At 72.0% G+C, this 17,134-nt stretch carries 15 protein-coding genes and 2 pseudogenes; 6 read left to right on the plus strand and 11 right to left on the minus strand.

Translation table 11 applies throughout. From position 1 onward, the window contains the following. Positions 1-31 precede the first annotated feature (31 nt). Positions 32-1,291 (minus strand): MFS transporter, encoded by a 1,260-nt coding sequence (locus AXW62_RS28450; protein WP_159060982.1) that lies wholly within the window; start codon positions 1,289-1,291, stop codon positions 32-34. Positions 1,292-1,733: 442 nt separating this feature from the next. On the opposite strand from AXW62_RS28450, the gene AXW62_RS28455 reads away from it, so the two are divergent. Both AXW62_RS28455 and AXW62_RS28460 read left to right on the plus strand, forming a co-directional pair. Next, entirely contained in the window at positions 1,734-2,945 is a 1,212-nt protein-coding gene (locus AXW62_RS28455) for an ATP-grasp domain-containing protein (protein ID WP_107406358.1), read from the plus strand. Between the two features lie 231 nt (positions 2,946-3,176). Next, complete coding sequence (locus AXW62_RS28460; protein ID WP_060947050.1) at positions 3,177-4,178, plus strand: pirin family protein; 1,002 nt, start codon at positions 3,177-3,179, stop codon at positions 4,176-4,178. A 241-nt stretch (positions 4,179-4,419) separates the two neighbouring features. Here the strand turns inward: AXW62_RS28460 and AXW62_RS28465 are convergent, their stop codons facing one another. After that, positions 4,420-4,983, minus strand: coding sequence for a hypothetical protein (locus AXW62_RS28465; RefSeq protein ID WP_060947040.1), 564 nt, complete (start codon positions 4,981-4,983; stop codon positions 4,420-4,422). Between the two features lie 479 nt (positions 4,984-5,462). Here AXW62_RS28465 and AXW62_RS28470 point away from each other — a divergent pair, with 479 nt between their 5' ends. Together AXW62_RS28470 and AXW62_RS46770 are read left to right on the plus strand one after the other, a co-directional pair. Further along, positions 5,463-6,092: a TetR/AcrR family transcriptional regulator gene (locus tag AXW62_RS28470; RefSeq protein WP_060947041.1), complete on the plus strand. Its 630-nt coding sequence runs from the start codon at positions 5,463-5,465 to the stop codon at positions 6,090-6,092. A 196-nt stretch (positions 6,093-6,288) separates the two neighbouring features. Further along, positions 6,289-6,564 (plus strand): annotated as a pseudogene (locus tag AXW62_RS46770) (LysR family transcriptional regulator); the annotation flags it as partial. Between the two features lie 1,110 nt (positions 6,565-7,674). Here the strand turns inward: AXW62_RS46770 and AXW62_RS28480 are convergent. From AXW62_RS28480 to AXW62_RS28500, 5 genes are all read right to left on the minus strand, one after another. Then, a complete protein-coding gene (locus AXW62_RS28480) occupies positions 7,675-8,556 on the minus strand; it encodes a fructosamine kinase family protein (protein ID WP_060947042.1) in 882 nt (293 codons plus the stop codon). Next, positions 8,553-9,017, minus strand: coding sequence for a low molecular weight protein-tyrosine-phosphatase (locus tag AXW62_RS28485; RefSeq protein ID WP_060947052.1), 465 nt, complete (start codon positions 9,015-9,017; stop codon positions 8,553-8,555). Before AXW62_RS28485 ends, AXW62_RS28480 begins: the two co-directional genes overlap by 4 nt. A gap of 205 nt (positions 9,018-9,222) precedes the next feature. Continuing rightward, positions 9,223-9,567, minus strand: a complete 345-nt coding sequence (locus AXW62_RS28490; RefSeq protein WP_030836375.1) for a hypothetical protein — start codon at positions 9,565-9,567, stop codon at positions 9,223-9,225. 200 nt (positions 9,568-9,767) lie between these two features. Next, entirely contained in the window at positions 9,768-10,955 is a 1,188-nt protein-coding gene (locus AXW62_RS28495; protein ID WP_060947043.1) for a GDSL-type esterase/lipase family protein, read from the minus strand. 220 nt (positions 10,956-11,175) lie between these two features. Next, the gene (locus AXW62_RS28500) at positions 11,176-11,745 is read right to left on the minus strand and encodes a TetR/AcrR family transcriptional regulator (RefSeq protein ID WP_060947044.1); all 570 of its coding nucleotides are present in this window, start codon (positions 11,743-11,745) and stop codon (positions 11,176-11,178) included. A 71-nt stretch (positions 11,746-11,816) separates the two neighbouring features. Here AXW62_RS28500 and AXW62_RS28505 point away from each other — a divergent pair, with 71 nt between their 5' ends. Then, on the plus strand, positions 11,817-12,308 hold the full coding sequence (locus tag AXW62_RS28505) for an FBP domain-containing protein (RefSeq protein WP_060947045.1): 492 nt from the start codon (positions 11,817-11,819) through the stop codon (positions 12,306-12,308). 367 nt (positions 12,309-12,675) lie between these two features. Then, a complete protein-coding gene (locus AXW62_RS28510) occupies positions 12,676-12,915 on the plus strand; it encodes a hypothetical protein (protein ID WP_030836387.1) in 240 nt (79 codons plus the stop codon). 506 nt (positions 12,916-13,421) lie between these two features. On the opposite strand, the gene AXW62_RS28515 is transcribed toward AXW62_RS28510, so the two are convergent. The 4 genes and pseudogenes from AXW62_RS28515 to AXW62_RS28525 all read right to left on the minus strand — a co-directional run bounded on the left by AXW62_RS28515 (position 13,422) and on the right by AXW62_RS28525 (position 16,893). Further along, positions 13,422-13,943, minus strand: coding sequence for a YceI family protein (locus AXW62_RS28515; RefSeq protein WP_060947046.1), 522 nt, complete (start codon positions 13,941-13,943; stop codon positions 13,422-13,424). 149 nt (positions 13,944-14,092) lie between these two features. Further along, positions 14,093-14,312, minus strand: a pseudogene (locus tag AXW62_RS46190) (imine reductase family protein); the annotation flags it as partial. 380 nt (positions 14,313-14,692) lie between these two features. Further along, positions 14,693-15,199 carry a MarR family winged helix-turn-helix transcriptional regulator gene (locus AXW62_RS28520; protein WP_060947047.1) on the minus strand — a complete coding sequence of 169 codons (507 nt, stop codon included), beginning with the start codon at positions 15,197-15,199 and terminating at the stop codon, positions 14,693-14,695. Next, on the minus strand, positions 15,196-16,893 hold the full coding sequence (locus AXW62_RS28525; RefSeq protein ID WP_060947048.1) for an FUSC family protein: 1,698 nt from the start codon (positions 16,891-16,893) through the stop codon (positions 15,196-15,198). The genes AXW62_RS28520 and AXW62_RS28525 overlap by 4 nt, the downstream gene beginning before the upstream one ends. Positions 16,894-17,134: the final 241 nt, after the last annotated feature.

The following is a 17,134-nucleotide window of genomic DNA, read 5'->3' on the forward strand; positions in this document are numbered from 1 at the left end:
CCGGCGGATCCGGGCCCAGGCGCACGCCCGGTCAGGACACCCGCTCCCGCGGTACCGCCCGCCGCGGACTCGCCACCGCGCGGCGCCTCTCCACGGCCAGGGCGGCGGGGCCGAGGAGAAGCGCGCCGGCGAGCACCGACGCCGCGATGACGAACCAGCCGGCCGGGCTCCACGTCACCGCCAGCCAGGTGAAGGCGGTGGGAGCCAGCATGGCCTCCAGCCGGCCGCCCAGACTGAACGTGGCCTGGTACTGGGCACGCCGCCCGGCGGGCGCGAGCAGGCTGACCAGCCCCCAGCCGCCGCCCGCCCTGAGCAACTCGGCCAAGGTGAACGCGGCGCAGGCGCAGACCAGGAGACACGACGCCAGGACCGCCGGGGCCGAGTGGGCGAAGAAGGCGGCGCAACCGCCCGCGCCGATGGCAACGGCCGCCCTGCGGCAGGCTCGTACCGCGCCCCGCACCGTGTCCGTGTCACGCGACATCCACACCTGGAGCAGGACCACCAGCCCGGTGTTGAGGATGAACAGCCAGGCCAGCAGGGCGTGGGGCGTGGCGGTCTGCTGGACCAGGTACAGCGGCAGCAGCACGGTGAGCAGGACCTGGTCGGCGTGGACCAGACCGAAGGCCAGCGAGACGAACAGGAAGGGGATGTCCCGCACCGCGGACCGCGCGCTGTGCGTCGGGGCGGTGTCGCGGGCCCGGGACACGGCGGGCAGCCGGGTGATGAAGACGGCGTTGACCGTCATCATCACGGCCGCGGCCAGGGGCAGAGCGATGATCGCCGCCCGGGTGCCGATCGCCAGGGCGAGCCCGCTGCCGAGTGCGCCCAGGGTGAAGCCGATGTTCAGCGCCGAGCGCACGAACGCGGCGACACGGACCTGGTTTCCCCGGTCGGTGGCGTCGAGTGTGTAGGCGACCTGTCCGGAGTTGCCCAGCGACTGCGCCGTACCGATGACGAGGAGGACACCGACGAAGCCGCCGAAGCCCTTGGTCCACGGGTAGCAGGAGTAGGCCACGGCCTCCAGCGCCATGGCGACGGCCCACGCCCGCTTCGCCCCGATCCTGTCGACGGCGGCACCGAGCGGAACCGTCAGGACCAGACCGACGAGGCCGGCCACGGTGAGCCCGAGTCCGACCTCGACGGCGGAGAGTCCGACGATCTGGGTGAAGAACACCACGTTGCCGGTCAGGAAGACGCCCGTGCCCGCCGCGTAGAGCACGGACTGGACGCACAGACTCCGTGCCAGTCCGGGCGGTGGCAGGAAACGCGCCAGTGCTGTGCGTTCCGACACCGCTGAAGGTAAATCCGCGTCCGGCTTCGACACGGCCACGACCACCACTCCTCGCGTCTTTCTTGTCCAGGCGCCACCATCCGGCGGCTGGTGGTGGCCGGTGGGCCGTGCAACCCGTGAAGACGGCTCTCAACGCATGGCGAAGGCGTCGGTCACGCGGCAGGGTGAGCGCGTGCTGCGGCTGCGTGGGGGAAGGGAAGGGATTGTCCCTTCGGCGGGTCAGGCTATCGATTTCTTGATCGAGAGGTCAAGGTCAGGCAATCCCCTTCCATGGGGAATGGCGTGTTCGGGTGTGTTCATGGAGAGCTGTTGCTGTTCCGCTGTCAAAGGCCGCTTATGCCGACTTCTGGATTCTGGTGACCTGTTGTATGGAGGAATGCTGTAGGTTCACCTGTTGTCCGCCAGATGTGGCGGGTGTCGTGTTCGGCGAGAAAGGGTTGGTATGCGTAAGAGCGTCTTTTTGGTGAACGGCGGGAAGCGGGAGGCGACCCGGCTGCTGAAGGAGGAATTCCCGGTCGATTTGATCGTCCTCACGGAACCGCGTTTCGCGCATCTGTACGACGAGACCATGGAAGTGGTCCTGGTGGACGATGTCGAGGATTTACAGACGGCACGTGACGCGGTGCTCACCGCACTGTCGGGACGAGATGTGGACCATGTCGTCTCACCGACCGAGCGCGGTCAGGTGGTGGCCGCCTATCTCCGTGCGTACTTCGGCACTCCCGGCGCCTCGTTCGAGGTCGCGCATGCCTTCACGAACAAATACTCAATGAAGCTGAAACTGCGCCGGTCCGGCCTTCCGGTCGCCTCCGGAATTCTGCTGACGGCACCGGAAAAACTGCTGGAGAGGCAGACGGAGCTCACCTGGCCCGTCGTGCTCAAGCCCGTGGTGGGGTCGGGTTCCGCATACACCCACCGCATCGATTCCGCGGACGATCTGCGGCGGTTCCTCGACTCCCCGGAAGGCGCGGCCCTCCGCGCCTGCGGGCATGCGGTCCTCGCCGAGGAGTTCGTCGCCATGGAAGGCGAATACCACTGCGACGGCGTGGTCTCCGGCGGGGAGGTGGCGTTCGCCGTTCCCTCCAGGTATCTGCAGCCGTTGCTCGGCCGGCTCGACCAGATATCGGGTTCGGTCACCCTGCCCGAGGACGACCCCGACCGCGAGGAGATCCTGCGTCTCCACGTCCTCGCGGTGAAGGCCCTCGGCCTCGAGGGCGGTGTCACCCATATGGAGCTGTTCAAGACGGAACGGGGCTTCGTCGTCGGGGAGATCGCCTGCCGGCCGGGAGGGGCCGGTGTGGTGGACCATGTGCGCCGCCACTGCGGCGTCGATCTGTGGCGGGAGTTCATACGCACCTCCCTCGGGGAGGCCGCGCGGGTCGTCCCCCGGCCGGCGCGGGGCATAACGGCCCATGTGCATCTGCCTCCGGCGCCCGGCCGCGTGGTCGATGTGACACCGGCCGAGGAGTTCATGGCCATCCCGGACGTCAAGGAGGTGGACATGCGGGTGCGTGCGGGGGATGTGATCGGCCCGGAGGTGCGCTCCTCCTCGACGGTCGGACTGATCTACCTCGAGACCCCGGACCTCGCGGTGCTCGACAGCCGTGTCAAGGAGATCGCCGAGGTGTACCGGCTGAGCGTCGAGCCCGTATGAGCCGACGGGGCGCGCTATGAGCCGGCGGGGTGCGGCGGGGCGCCGGCCGCCGCGCCTCGCCGGGCCGGATCGGCTCGTGTGCGGGATCGCTTCGGAGAGCTCGCGCGGCCCCGCCCAACGGGACGCGTGGCGGCCTCCGCGAGCGCGAGAGCCGCGCGATCACTCGATCCCTGGCCTATTATCAACGAGTGAATGTTGAAAGTCGAACTTCTTGTGGCGGAGGGCGGAACCGTGAGTAACACCGAGGCGCCTCCCGCCGAGTTGAGGTGCGGGGGCCGGTCCGACGGCGACCGCCCCCGCGCCGTCGAGGTGCTCACGTCCCGGAGCGTCCCGCTCGGCGGTCCTCGGGCCATGACGGTGCGCCGTACGCTGCCCCAGCGGGCTCGCACGCTGATCGGCGCCTGGTGCTTCGCCGACCACTACGGCCCTGACGATGTCGCCGAAACCGGCGGCATGGACGTCGCCCCCCATCCGCACACCGGACTCCAGACGGTGAGCTGGCTCTTCACCGGCGAGATCGAGCACCGGGACAGCCTGGGCAGCCACGCCTTGGTCCGGCCCGGCGAACTCAACCTCATGACCGGCGGCTGGGGCATCAGCCACTCGGAGGTGTCGACGCCCGGTACGACGGTCCTGCACGGTGTGCAGCTGTGGGTGGCGCTGCCCGAGGAGCACAGGCACGCGGAACGGGACTTCCAGCACTACGTACCGACCCCGGTGCCGCTGGACGGCGGCAGTGCCCGGGTCTTCCTCGGCACCCTCGCCGGGGACGCCTCTCCGGTCCGTACGTTCACGCCCCTGCTCGGCGCCGAACTGTCGGTGGCGGCGGGGGCGACGGTGACCCTCGACGTCGACGTGGACTTCGAGCACGGTCTCCTCATGGACACCGGCCACATCCGTCTGAACGGCACGGCCCTGGAGCCGGCCGAGCTGGGCTACGCCGCCCCCGGACACGAGGCGCTCACCCTCGTGAACGAGGGCCCGGAGCCCGCGCGCCTGGTGCTGCTGGGCGGCCCTCCCTTCGAGGAGGAGATCATCATGTGGTGGAACTTCATCGGCCGCACCCATGAGGACATCGTCCGGGCCCGCGAAGCGTGGCAGAACGGCTCGGACCGCTTCGGCCGGGTCGAGGGGTACCCCGGAGACCGTCTCCCGGCCCCCGCGCTTCCCCACGCCACCCTCACCCCGCGGAAGAACCCCGCCCGGCCCGCGAAAGGCCCGCGACTCTCGTGAGTCGGGTTCTCGAACGACCGCAGGAGGCACACGCCGATGGCCTCGGCCCCTGCTCGATAAGGGTGTGAGCCGTTCTGCCCGACGTCGTCCGCGTCGAGGGGGACCAGGCCCGGCCCGCGTAGCCGATGCGTTCGTTGACCTCGCGCGCCCGTCGCCCGGTACCGGCGGTGCGGGCTCGCGCTGCCGGTGCGTGTGCTGGGTCTCGTGGGCCGAACGCGGCCCGTGCTCCTCGGAGCCGGGGTCATGCCTCCTTGGCGGCGCGCCCCAGGCGGAGGGCGGAGACGAGGAAGAAGACACCGCCGAGGAACGCGTACCCGGCGAGCGAGCCCAGAGTGGCGTCGGCCTTGCCCGCCTGCGCGAAGAAGGACGCGCCGGCGAGGGTGGAGATGGCGCCGCTGGCGATCATCGGCCACTGGCCGCCCAGTCGGCGGCGGACGGCGCCGACGAAGAGCTGGACGATGCCCGCGGTGACGGCCCAGACGCCCCAGACCCGCAGGACCGCCGGGATGCCGGACGTGGCGGCGACGGCCAGGCCGATGCCGGTGAGGGCGCTGAGCGCGATATTCGCGTACAGGCCACGGACCGGGCCGCCGTTCGCCGTGGCGGACCTGACGTCGACGACGGCGCACGCCACGTCGAACAGCGGGTAGATCACCAGCAGCGTCGCACTCAACGGGCTCAGCGCGGAGGAGGTCGCGAACAGCAGGGCGGCCCACCCGGCGGCGAACGCGAAGCGCAGGAAGTACAGCTTGCGCAGGGCTGCGGGGACGCTGGTGGTGGGGGCGGTGGCGACAAGGGTGTCCATGAGAGTGCCTTTCCATGACGGTGTGTTGAAGCGGGAAGGCCGGGTCATCGGGTGCTCCGGCCCGCTTCCTCGATCAGGCGCGCGACCGCGCCGGGCCGGCTCGCCATCAGGGCGTGGGAAGCGTCGACTCGTGTGTGCGCGCCGATCCGGTCGGCCGTGCGGTGTCGAGGCCGGGTGCGGGAGCGCGGTCCTGCCTGGCGGCCGGGGATGAGGGCACAAGGGTTTTCCAGGCCGCGGCGGTGCTGGGCGCGGCGGCCCCGGTGGCGCCCGGCCGGGTGCTGGGCCGACGCGGGAGGGCGGGCCCCGACGGCGGGTAAGGCGGTCGGCGGCGCGCCCGTGAGGAAGGTCGTGCGACGGAGAGCCATGAAGGCACCACGCTTCTGGGAGGAGAACGTTCGGTCTAGTTCGGAATCCAAGAGGAGGGGCGTGCCTCTTGTCAAGACCGATCGTTCTCCCTCGCGGTTCGATAATCTGGGGGGATGAGCCAGAGCACACGAGGCAACGGCACGTCGGAAGCGCGATCGCGGCTGCTGACCACCGCGACCAGGATCTTCTACGCGGAGGGGATCCACTCCGTCGGCGTCGACCGGATCATCGCGGAGGCGCAGGTCACCCGCGCCACGCTGTACCGCCACTTCACGGGCAAGGAGGAACTCGTCCTCGCCTACCTCGACCAGGCCGACCGGGAAATCCGGGCGCAGGCCGAGGCCGCGCGGGCAAGCGAGCGGTCGGCGACCGACCAGATCCGGGCCGTCAGCCGGTTCATCGCCGCGGGCATCCAGTCCCCGGGCTTCCGCGGATGCGCCTTCCTCAACGCGGCGGCCGAATACCCCGACCCCGCCCATCCGATCCACCAGGCCGTCCTGGCCCACCGGCAATGGTTCCTGGAGACGGTCACGGAGTTGCTGGCGCAGATCGGCGACGCACCCGCCGACGCCGCCGGCCGGCATCTCGTCATGCTCCGGGACGGTGCCATGGCCGCCGGCTGTCTCTCCGACCCCGAACTGGTCTGCGAAACCTTCCTGGACGGCGTCGAAGGAATCCTGCGAGCGCGCTCTGCCTCGGCCTCCGCTCCTGGCGCCCGACCGTCGTCCCCACCACAGGCATGACCACGCCGTCCTCGGCCGACGCCGCCACGGCTCGGCCACGTGGCTGATCCTGTGCGCGGAGGGCAGGAGCGGCGGGCAGGCCGATGCCGCACCCCCGTGATGCACCAGCGGTATGACGAGTTATGACGAGTAGGGAGCTGACGCGTCCGGCGAAACCCCGCCGGCTCCGGAGCCCGTTCCCGACCCGGACCTCGATCTGAGGCTGGTGCGTTACTTCACGGTCGTCGCCGAGCATCTGAACTTCGCCCGGGCGGCCGCGGCGCCGCACCTCGCCCAGCCCTCCCTGAGCCGCCAGATCCAGCGGCTGGAGGACGCCCTCGGCATGCGGCTGCTGGAGCGCACCGCCCAGGGCAGCACCCTCACCGCCGCCGGCGCGGCGTTCCTGCCACAGGCGCAGGCGCTGCTGCACTCCGCCCACCGCGCGGTGCACACCGCGCGTGCCGCCGCCCCGCCGCGCACGATCACCATCGGACCGCCGCACGAGCGTCGCCGGGCGGCGGAGATCCGCATGACGGCGGCCCGCGCGCTTCCTAGGATCGTGTCCGTGCTGTCCCGCCCTTCCTCCATCAGCGACGAAGCGATCGCGCACGCCGTCGCCGCGCACTGGCTCCCCGACGTCTCCGATACCGACTACCTGCCCTGGGGGTTCGGCGCATACCACTGGCGGGTGGCCGGTGGCGGCACGACCTTGTTCGTGACGCTGGACGAGCTGGAGCCCCGGCACACCGAGGAGACGCTGGAGGCCGCCTACGCGGGCGCGGCGGCACTGGCCGCCGCCGGTCTGGAGGTGGTGTGCGCGCCGCTGCCCGCCCGGTCGTCCGGCCGGTTCACCGTCGGCGTCGAGGCGGGTGTGCTCAGCGTGACGCCGTGGCTGGACGGACGGAGCCCCACCGAGGCGGAGGCGTCCGAGCCGCAGCACGTTCGCCGGGTCGAAGCCGCACTGGCCACGCTGCACCGCGCCACCCCACCACCCGGCGTGCGGCACTGGACTCCCCGGGTCGGCCCCGGCTTCGCCGACGAGCTGCGGGCGCGCACCGCCCGGCCCTGGACGTCGGGCCCGCTGGCGGAGGAGGCGCGGGCCGTGCTCGCCGCACACGACGCCGCGATCGCCCGCTGGACGGTCCGCTACCTCGAGCTCGCGGACCTCGCCCGCAGCCGCCGGGACCTGTGGGTGCCCACCCACGGTGAGCCGCACAACGACAACCAGGTCGTGGGGGAGTGCGGGTTGAAGCTGGTGGACTGGGAGTCGCTGGCCGTCGCGCCGCCCGAGCGGGACTACGCCGATCTGCTCGCGGCGGGCGCGGGGGACCGGCTGCGCCCCGACCCCGCGATGGTCGAGTTGTTCGCCCTCGACTGGCGGCTCTCCGAGATCGTCGAGTACGCGCGCTGGTTCGCCGCCCCGCGCACCGGCACGGACGACGACCGCACCGCCCTGGAGGACCTGTACGAGGAGTTGTCGCGACCCCCGGGATGAAACCCCGCCGACATACTTCAGTTCAAGAGGCCGTTGCAACACCCCAATGTAGGGGGACGCGGGGTTTCATCCCGGGGGTCGCGACCCCGCGTGTGTCGCCCGCGCGGGTCACCTCCGCAGCGCCTCCCGGGCCACCGTGAGCGCCTGCTCGGCGTAGCCGCGGCCGAACAGCACGGTGTGCACCAGCAGGGGGAAGAGCTGGTGCAGTCCGATGCGGTCGGCCCAGCCCCCGGCGAGCGGCGCCACCTCCTGGTAGCCCTCCAGCACCCGGTCGAGGTGCGGGCAGCCGAACAGGTGGAGCATCGCCAGGTCGGTCTCCCGGTGGCCGCCGTGCGCGGCCGGGTCGATCAGCCAGGCCCGCCCGTCGGCGCCCCACAGGACATTGCCGTTCCACAGGTCGCCGTGCAGCCGGGCGGGCGGCTCGGCGGGACCGGCCAGCTCGGGCAGCCGCCCGCAGGCCCGCTCGATCACCTCCGCCTCGCCGTGGCGCAGCGTGCCGTCGTCGACGGCGCGGCGCAGATAGGGCAGCACCCGGTGTTCGGCGTACCAGCGCGGCCAGTCGGTGCCCGGGACGTTGCGCATCGCGGCGAGCCCGATGTACGCGTCCACCGGGCCGTCGGGCGGCGGGGCGCCGAAGGCGGGCGCGCCGGTGGCGTGCAGGGCGGCCAGGTCACGGCCGAACCGGGCCGCCGCCCCGGCGTCCGGCCGTCCGGCCGGCACCTGGTCGGTGACCAGCCAGTGCCGGTCGTGCCCGTGCACCGCCGGGACGCGGACCGTACCGGCGTCGGCCAGCCAGCGCAGCCCCGCCGCTTCGGCCCGTACCGCGCCCGGATCGTCGGCGCGCTTGACCATCACCCTGTGCCCGCCGTCGAGTGTGACCTCGGTGAGCGACCCGGACAGCGAGCGCCGGCCGGTCACCGGACGGCCGGTGAGGCGGGCCGCCGCGGCACCCGGGTCTTCGCCGGTCCCGGCCGCGGGACGGGCGCTCATCCGCCGAGGCGCTCGCGCACCCAGGCCAGCAGGCCGGGCACCGCGGCTTCGATCATGGCCAGCACCTCGTCGAACCCCTCCGGGCCGCCGTAGTACGGGTCGGGGACGTCCAGGTCACCGGTGGCGTCCGGGTCGAAGGACCGCAGCATCCTGACCCGGGACGGGTCGTCGACCAGCCGGCGCAGCGCCTTCTCGTGGCCGCGGTCCATCGCCAGGAACAGATCGGCGTCCCCGTGCTCGGCACCGATCTGGGCGGCGATGTGCTCGACCGGGTAGCCGTGCCTGGCCAGCAGCTCACCGGCCCGTTCGTCGATGGGTTCACCGGCGTGCCAGGGGCCGATGCCGGCGCTGCTGACCCGCACCGCGCCGTCGAGTCCCGCCCGGCGCAGGTGCGCGGCGAAGACCAGGGCGGCGGACGGCGACCGGCAGATGTTCCCGCTGCAGACGAAGCAGATGTGCACGGCCACCAGGGTAGGGCCTGCCCGGTACCGGGGGCGCCGGTGCCGGGCCGCCCCGGAGCGGCGGGGGCCCGGCACCGAAAGGGCTGGGCGCCGAAAGGGCTGGGCGCCGAAAGGGCTGGGCGCCGAAAGGGCCGGGCGCCGAAAGGGCCGGGCCCGGCGGGTCGCCGCGCCCCGCCCTTTCGGTGCCCGGCGCCCCTCGTGCGGTTCACCCGGCCCAGGGCTTGTCCACCAGCGGGGTGCGGAACCACCCCACGGCTCCGGTGTTCTCATCGCGCTTCAGGTCCAGCATGTGACCACCGGGCCGGTCCGCGGCCCTGGCGATCGCGCTCACCAGGTGCTCGGCGAGATCGGGGCCCTCGGTGTCGTCCATGTCGCCGATCGGTTCGCCGGGCCGGACGTCCTGGCGGACCTCGTCACCGCCATGGAGGGTCAGGATCAGATGCTGGGGCGTCTTCCTGTCCCATCTGACCTGCTCGACGGTGTCGGCGCGCACCATCCGGCTGCCGAACGTCACGCTGTTCACCCGCACCCAGACATCGGGCGTCCCCATCACGGCTACCTCCTGTAGAGCGGCCAGACCTTCTCGTTGTACCGATCCGACCGCCCACAGACGGTGTGCGACGCCCCCGCGCCCCGTCCGGTTCCCTCCGAAGAGCCCCGGCCACGGACGCGTATGGCGCGGTCCCGGCCACGGACGCGGGGTGGCGAGGCCCCAGTCACGGGCGCGGGTGGCGCGGCCCGAGGCGGGTGTCAGACGCTGTGGTCCGCGAACGGACCGTCCGCGGCGAAGGCCAGCGCCGCGAAGCGTTCGCCCATGCGGCGATGGGCGGCGGCGTCCGGGTGGAGCTCGTCGGGCAGCGGCAGCTCGGCGACATCGGCCTCGCCGTACAGTTCACGGCCGTCGAGGTAGTGCAGATGGGGGTCGTCGGCCGCCCGCTGCCGCACGATCCGGGACAGCTCGTCCCGGATGACGCCCAGCGTCAGCTTCCCGGCGGCGCGTTCGGCGGGGTCGCCGGTGGCCCGGAACCGCATTTTTCCGGCGGCGAGCATGCTGAAGTCGAAGGCCAGCGGGCCGGGCGTGTCCTCCTGGATGGGGCACAGGATGGGCGAGACGACCAGCAGGGGCGCGGTGGGGTGCCCCTCGCGGATCGTGTCCAGGAAGCCGTGCACCGCCGGGGTGAAGGCGCGCAGACGCATCAGGTCGGCGTTGACGAGGTTGATGCCGATCTTGACGCTGATCAGGTCGGCGGGGGTGTCGCGCATCGTACGGGCGGTGAACGGGTCGAGCAGGGCGCTGCCCCCCATGCCCAGGTTGATCAGTTCCACGCCGCCGAGGGAGGCGGCGAGCGCGGGCCAGGTGGTGGTGGGGCTCGCGGCGTCCGAGCCGTGGCTGATCGAACTGCCGTGGTGCAGCCAGACCTTGCGGCCCCGGTCCGGTACCGGCTCGATGGGGGCGTCGGTGCGCAGGGCGACGAGTTCGGTGATCTCGTTGTGCGGCAGCCAGATCTCGACGTCCTTGGCCCCGCCGGGCAGGTCGGTGAAGCGGAGGGTGCCCGCCGGGCCGGGCCGGTTCTCGGTGGCCCCGGTGGCCATGTCGATGGTCAGGGTGTTGCCGCCGGTCACACTGGCCTGACCGGCCGGACGGCCGTCGACAAGCAGCTCGTACACGCCGTCCGGGCGGGGTGGGGCGCCCGAGTAGACCCGCTTGGTGGGGAGCGTGTCCAGTTCGACGGCGGTGGCCCGGGTCCGGAAGGCCAGCCGTACGCCGGAGGGCTGGGCCTCCACCATGGCGAGTTGGGGGTCGGCACACTGGGCGCGGGCCCAGGCGGGCAGTCGGTGCGGGAGCACCCCGTGCGCGGTGCGCTCCAGCTCCAGGGCGCCGCGCAGGATGTCCGCGGTGATGGGCGTGGTGATCCAGTGGTCTTCGGTGGTGTGCATGGTCCCCGCCTGTTGATCGGTGGTTGTCGGATGGTTCGGATGGTTCGGATGGTTTAGATTCGGACGGTTCGGACGGTTTGGACGCGTCGGTGCTTCGACGCGTCGCGAGACCGAGGGCTCGCGGCTGACGGCTTGAGACTGTCCGCCGCCCCCGGTGGTCGCCCTCGGTGGTCGGCCCTCGGCGGCCGGCCTGCGGTGGTCACTCCCCACCGCCCCCGGATCAGGGCGCGGGCCAGTTCCGCAGCAGGGCGTCGAGGGCGTCGAGGGAGCGCGACCAGCTCTCCTGGCTGTCGGGGGCGCTGTGGCTGAACCCACCCCCCAACTCCAGGCTGACGTAACCGTGGAAGACGCTGCCGAGCAGCCGGACCGCGTGTGTCTGGTCCGGCTCCGTCAGGTCGTAGCCGCGCAGGATCGCCCGGGTCATCTGCGCGTGTCTGACCCCGGCGCTGGCCGCCGCCGTCTCCGGGTCCAGCCTCAGCTGGGCGGCGGCGTAGCGGCCGGGGTGCTCCCGCGCGTAGTCGCGGTAGACGTTCGCGAAGGCGGTCAGGGCGTCCTTGCCGGCCCGCCCGGCCAGGGCGTCGGCGGCCCGGTCGGCGAGTTCCTCCAGAGCGAGCAGGGCGATCCTGGTCTTGAGGTCCTGTGAGTTCTTCAGGTGCGAGTAGAGGCTCGCGACCTTGACGTCGAACCGCCTGGCCAGCGCCGAGACGGTCACCTGCTCGAAGCCGACTTCGTCGGCCAGCTCGGCCCCCGCCCGGGCCAGGCGTTCCGCGGTCAGTCCTACCCGTGCCATGCCCTTCCTCTCCCTCGGCTGTACCGATTATGCGTTTGCCTAATGCCTTTAGGCAAATTAGCCTGTCGTATATGAAGCCGCTGACCGAGCAAGAGATCCGTGCCGCGTTCGTGAACTGCACCAAGGGCGAGGCGAAGCGCCTGTCCGTCCCGCGCGACCTGGCCGACCGGCCCTGGGACGACCTGGACTACCTGGGCTGGCGAGATCCCCAGGCACCCGATCGTGCCTATCTCGTCACCGCGCTGGAGGGCCGTCCGGTCGCCCTCGCGCTCCGCTGTCCCGGCCCCGCCTCCTGGCAGGCGCGGCGCAGTATGTGTTCGATGTGCCTGACCGCCCACACGGGCGGTGTCTCCCTGATGGTCGCGCCGAAGGCGGGCAAGGCCAGGCAGCAGGGCAATTCGGTCGGCGCCTACATCTGCAGCGACCTGGCCTGCTCGCTGTATGTGCGGGGCAAGAAGGACGCGGGCGCCGGTTCACGGCCCCAGGAGTCGCTCACGCTGGAGGAGAAGATCCAGCGGACCGTGGCGAACGTCGCCGCGTTCCTCGCCAAGGTGACCGGATGACGCGCTGACCGGGCCATGCGCCGCACGGCGGAGAATGCACGCGGCCGCGCATCGCACAGGGGCCGACGGTCAAGAAGCGATCAGTGGAACGTATGAACGTATTGCGAACGATACGGAAATCCGCCCCCCGAGCATTGCGCCGCGTTTGCCGTCCGATGGTCTCCGCCGGGCCCCGTACGCCGTGGTTCTCCGGCGGATCGGGCGCGCGGTGTGGTGTTTTGGTGGAAGGCTCGGGGGTGTTTCCTGGTCCTTCTTCGACGCTTTGACGAATGGCCTCGTTGTCGCTGGGTACAGGCGTCCGGGGCGGCACCGGCGGTGTCGCGCCTCTCTTAGACTGTCCCGGTACTCGAGCTGAACGGAGCACCATATGCGTCGCCTTGCCGCCGCTCTTTTGGTCATGACCGCTTTCGCGTCGCTCGCCGGCTGCGCGCAGGATTTCGACCGGGGTCCCGACGGGCGGGTCACCGACAAGGTCAAGGACGGAAAGAAGTTCTACTTGGTCGTCGATCCGGCCAAGGGGGGCGAGGAGAAGAAATTCCGGGTCAGTAAGTACGATTACCACGACTGCAATCGGGGCTCGAAGTACCCCAAGTGTGTTGACGACTGATCAGCTGATCAGTCGTCGTCGCCCCGTCCGGAGGCGGGGTGCGTGAGGTGTCTCGGCGTCGGTGCCCTGCCCCGGCGTGAAGGCTTCACGCCCGGCCGCCGCGCGTTCGGGCCCCGGCTGCCGGCGGTCACGCGGAGAACGCGGAGTTGCAGGAGCGCGCACCGCTTTCGAAAACGCCGGGCTCGTCGCGGCCGTGACCCACGCGTCCAGGAGTGCGGCGTACCGGAGCCGACCGCGCGCCTCGCCGCCGAACTCGGCGTCCTCGCCTTCCACCGTGCCGTAGCCCGCTGGAGCCATCCGGCCGACCAGCGGGCCTTTGCCGACCTCGCCCGCGAGGCGCTCCAGGAACTGCGGCCCGCGACCGCCGCGCTCGGCTGAGGCTCCCGCCTGTCACCGCGCGACCTGTTACGTCAGCCATGGCCGGAGCGCACCGCGGGCCACGCGCCCCGCGCGGGGGAAGCCCAGAAAAGGCCGTGGGCGCCGGGCGCTGCCGGACGAGGCGGCACTCAGCGGTGTGCGACGACTTCCAGGGTGATCCGGAGGCGGCGAGCCACCATGCCCCTGGCCTTCCTGACGCCGAAGGCGTATCGGTCGACGGAGGCGGCGCCGTTCACCGTGATCCGCTCACCCTCATCGACGACGCCGTCGATCGTGACGGCCACCGGACGCGTCACTCCGCACACCGTCAACTCCCCTCGCAGCGAGGTCCCCCGGGCGGACCGCTCCACGCCCCGGCTCCGGAAGCCGATCGTGGGATGCCGCGCCACGTCCAGGAAGTCGGGTGACCGGACGTGGTCGTCGCGCCGCTGGATGCCGGACGCGAAGCTGGCCGCATCTATCTCGACGTCCACCGACGACTCTTCGGGAGTCCCGGCGACGACGATCCGGCCCTGAGTGACGCTGAACGTCCCACGGACCGGGATCAGCCCGAAGGCGCGTGTGGTGAAGCGAACGGTGGATGCCGCCGGATCGATCTCGTAGCTGCCCGCTGCCGGTAAGGACTGCTCCGCGGCGTCTGATACCGCCATGAGTGGGAAACCTCCGTATGCCGAAGATCCTCTCGGGCGCACCAGCATCTCGCACACCGCCGCGGCCGCACCAGCCTCCTTCACGACGCGGACACCTCACATCCGGCGGTCCTCAGCGGCGCACCAGAACCTCAGTGGTGGCCAAAGCCTCAGCGACGGCCCAGAACCTCGGCCACGCGGATGAACCCGTCGGTGCCATGGCCCAGTCCGATGGCGCGGCGGGCCATTCCCTCGGCCGCGCGCATCACGCCCGCGTCGATGCCATGGGCCTCGGGGGTGTGGACGTTGCTGAGCCATGGACGACACCGCCGAGGTGACCGGGTTGTTCGCACCGGAGAAGCTGCCGTGGTCCACTTCCTCGGCGGTGTCGACTTCCTCGGCGGTGTCGACGAGGGCGTTCACCGGGTTTCCGAGTCGTCACGGCCGCCGCGCCTCTCACTTCCGGGCGATCCACGGCAGCCGCTCCGCATCCGTGGCTACCGTGAGGCGGTGCTCGGGTCCCCCGAGCCGGAAAGGACGTCATGTTCGCACTCACCGGACCGGCCGCACAACGCACACAACACACAACACATAACGCACGGACGGGCCCGGCGGCAGGTGGCCATGAACCGGTCGTGGTGGTCCGGTGACGCCTCGCGGCGCAGCCGCACCCACGGCTCGTCGGCGAAGCGCGCGAGGCCGACGGGGCTCGGGATGCCGTCGGCGAGGGGACGGCCGGGCGGGGGCACGGCAGCCGCTCCGCCATCGTCCTAGCGGCGGTGCATCCCCAGTCGCCCTTCCAGCTGTATGAGCAGTTCGCCCAGCTGCCCGGCGAGCTCGTCGCGCCGGTCCGCGCCCAGTCCGGCCAGTACGCCGCGCTCGAAGGCCAGTTGGGCGGGCAGCACCGTATCGATGACCTCCCGGCCCGCCTCGGTCAGCCGCACATGCGCCATCCGGCGGTCGCGGTCGTCGGTGTGCCGCTCGACCAGGCCGCGTTCGGTGAGCTGCCGCAGCCGTTTGGTGACCGCGGCACCGGACACGAACGTCTCCCGGGCCAGTTCGCCGGGGGTCAGGTCGCGGCCGGTCCGGCGCAGCGCACCCAGCAGGTCGAATTCGGCTCGGGACAGACCCGCGTCGCGCAACGGCGCGCTCTCCGCCTGCTGGAGGAGCAGCGCGCAGCGGTTGATCCGGCCGATGATCTCCATGGGGCTGGTGTCCACCCCCGGGTGGACGGCCTGCCACTGCAACACCACCGCGGCCACGGTGTCGTCGGTCATGCCTCATGCTCCTCGAAGAGATGCCGGTCCTCCGCCAGCCCCTGCCGTCGTACCGCCGCGGCAAGGGTACGGTGCGCCCGCTGCTCGGTCCGCATCAGCCTCTCCTCGGGGAGCGCCCGCTGCCACCACTCGCCGGCCGCGGTGTCGGCGGCCTCCCGCAGCACCACGAGGCTGGCGGTGAGCCGGCGGCGGGCGGTGGCCAGTTCGGCGGCGGAGCTGGTGGAAGCGGCCAGCACGCGCTCGGCGGTGTCGGTGGCCCGCTCGGCGGCGGTGAGCGCCTGTTCCATCCGGCCGCCGGTGCGCCGGTTGGTGATCAGAACGGCGACGACCATGCCGACCACGACACCGGCGAGGGTGTCCAGCACCCGGTCCGTGATCAGCTCCGCGGTGGGCCGGACGTTGGCGAACTCGGTGACCAGCAGCGCCATCGGGGTGACCGACACGGAGCCGAGCCAGTAGTTGCGGCTGATCAGCATCTCGTTGCAGAAGCTGAAGAAGACGCACAGGATCGCCAGCACCACGACGCTGGTCCGGGCCAGCGGGACGACCGCGGCGAAGACCGCGACCCCGCAGACGTTGCCGACCAGGCGCTGCAGCACACGGTGCCAGGTGAGGGTGATGTTCGCCTGGTAGATCGCGGAGGCCGAGACGACCGCCCAGTACGGGTGGCCGACCCCCAGCGCCAGTCCGACGTAGCCGGCCGCCGCGCAGCCGACGGCACAGCGCACGGCGATGGGCAGCAGGGGCGAGCCGGGCCGCGGCAGGGCCCGGACCAGCCGCTTGCGGCCCTGCTCGCGCCTTCCCTCGCGTTCGGCGTCGATGCCCAGCAGCTCCTCGCCGGTGCCCGCCGGCATCGGCACCCCGGGCAGCGGGCCGCGGCCGCGCACCTGGCGGGCCCACGCGCGCAGCCGGCCGGGATCGCTCGCTCCGGGCGGGCCGATGAGGGCGGTCTCGGCCTGCAGCACCAGGTGCTCCAGGGCGCGCCGTACGGGGGTGCGCTTCCCGGTGGCGAGCAGGGACTGCCAGGCGCCCTGCACGGCCGCCGCCGCGGTGTGCCGGGCGCGGTGCCGGCCGGGGCCGTCCGGCGAGAGGAGGTAGCCGGCGGACGCCTCCAGGGCGCGAGCGGTGGCGCGGCGCTCGGGGCCCTCGCGCCGGACCAGGGCCGGGGCCAGGGTGACCAGTGCGCCCACGACGCCGGCGCCGAAGGTCAGCGCGGTGTGGAAGGGCACCTCGGACAGCTCCTGTGGTGCGAAGAGGGTGCCCGAGACGACGAAGACGAGGATCACATGGCCGGGCGGGCCGATCCGGGTGGCGTCGCAGACCGCCTTCTGCAGGCCGGCGATCACCGAGGCGATCGCGATCAGCGCGATGACGCTGTGGACGAGGGAGGCGCAGATCAGCGCCACGGCCATGCCCGCGGTCATGCCGACCACGACCCAGACACTGGCCCGGACGCGGGCGGCGTACGGCAGGTGGTGCCCGTACAGCGCGCAGAACGCGCCGGACATCACGTACATCGCCAGCTCGCTCCGGCCGGTGATCAGCAGAGGCACCAGGACGAGCGTGGCGGCCACCGCGACGCTGGTGGCGGGCTTGAACCAGATGTCGGAGGGCCGGTTGACACGGAGCACGCCGGACAGCGGGAGTCTGCGGACGGGGGGCTGTCGGGTGGCGGAGTCCGTGGTGTTGCGCATATCAAAATATTAGCAGGTGTTTTACTGGTAAAGGATATCCCCGCACTTCGTGGCCGCCGACCGACCGGGGACGACCGGGCCACGTGGGCGCCGGGCGGGTCACGCGGGAGACGACCGGGCCACGCGGGCAACGGGCGGGCCATGCGGGAGACGACCGGGCCACGCGGGCAACGGGCGGGGCGCGGGCACAGGACGGGGCGCGAGCGGCGGGGCGCGGGCACCGGACGGGACGCGCGGGCGA

Origin of the sequence: Streptomyces hygroscopicus subsp. hygroscopicus, assembly GCF_001553455.1 — a bacterium.
Taxonomy (GTDB): domain Bacteria; phylum Actinomycetota; class Actinomycetes; order Streptomycetales; family Streptomycetaceae; genus Streptomyces; species Streptomyces hygroscopicus.

Coding starts and splice junctions, on each gene's coding strand:
- AXW62_RS28455 (WP_107406358.1), top strand. CDS start 1,734: ATGCGTAAGAGCGTCTTTTTGGTGAACGGCGGGAAGCGGGAGGCGACC.
- AXW62_RS28465 (WP_060947040.1), bottom strand. CDS start 4,983: ATGGACACCCTTGTCGCCACCGCCCCCACCACCAGCGTCCCCGCAGCC.
- AXW62_RS28470 (WP_060947041.1), top strand. CDS start 5,463: ATGAGCCAGAGCACACGAGGCAACGGCACGTCGGAAGCGCGATCGCGG.
- AXW62_RS28480 (WP_060947042.1), bottom strand. CDS start 8,556: ATGAGCGCCCGTCCCGCGGCCGGGACCGGCGAAGACCCGGGTGCCGCG.
- AXW62_RS28490 (WP_030836375.1), bottom strand. CDS start 9,567: ATGGGGACGCCCGATGTCTGGGTGCGGGTGAACAGCGTGACGTTCGGC.
- AXW62_RS28495 (WP_060947043.1), bottom strand. CDS start 10,955: ATGCACACCACCGAAGACCACTGGATCACCACGCCCATCACCGCGGAC.
- AXW62_RS28500 (WP_060947044.1), bottom strand. CDS start 11,745: ATGGCACGGGTAGGACTGACCGCGGAACGCCTGGCCCGGGCGGGGGCC.
- AXW62_RS28505 (WP_060947045.1), top strand. CDS start 11,817: ATGAAGCCGCTGACCGAGCAAGAGATCCGTGCCGCGTTCGTGAACTGC.
- AXW62_RS28510 (WP_030836387.1), top strand. CDS start 12,676: ATGCGTCGCCTTGCCGCCGCTCTTTTGGTCATGACCGCTTTCGCGTCG.
- AXW62_RS28515 (WP_060947046.1), bottom strand. CDS start 13,943: ATGGCGGTATCAGACGCCGCGGAGCAGTCCTTACCGGCAGCGGGCAGC.
- AXW62_RS28520 (WP_060947047.1), bottom strand. CDS start 15,199: ATGACCGACGACACCGTGGCCGCGGTGGTGTTGCAGTGGCAGGCCGTC.
- AXW62_RS28525 (WP_060947048.1), bottom strand. CDS start 16,893: ATGCGCAACACCACGGACTCCGCCACCCGACAGCCCCCCGTCCGCAGA.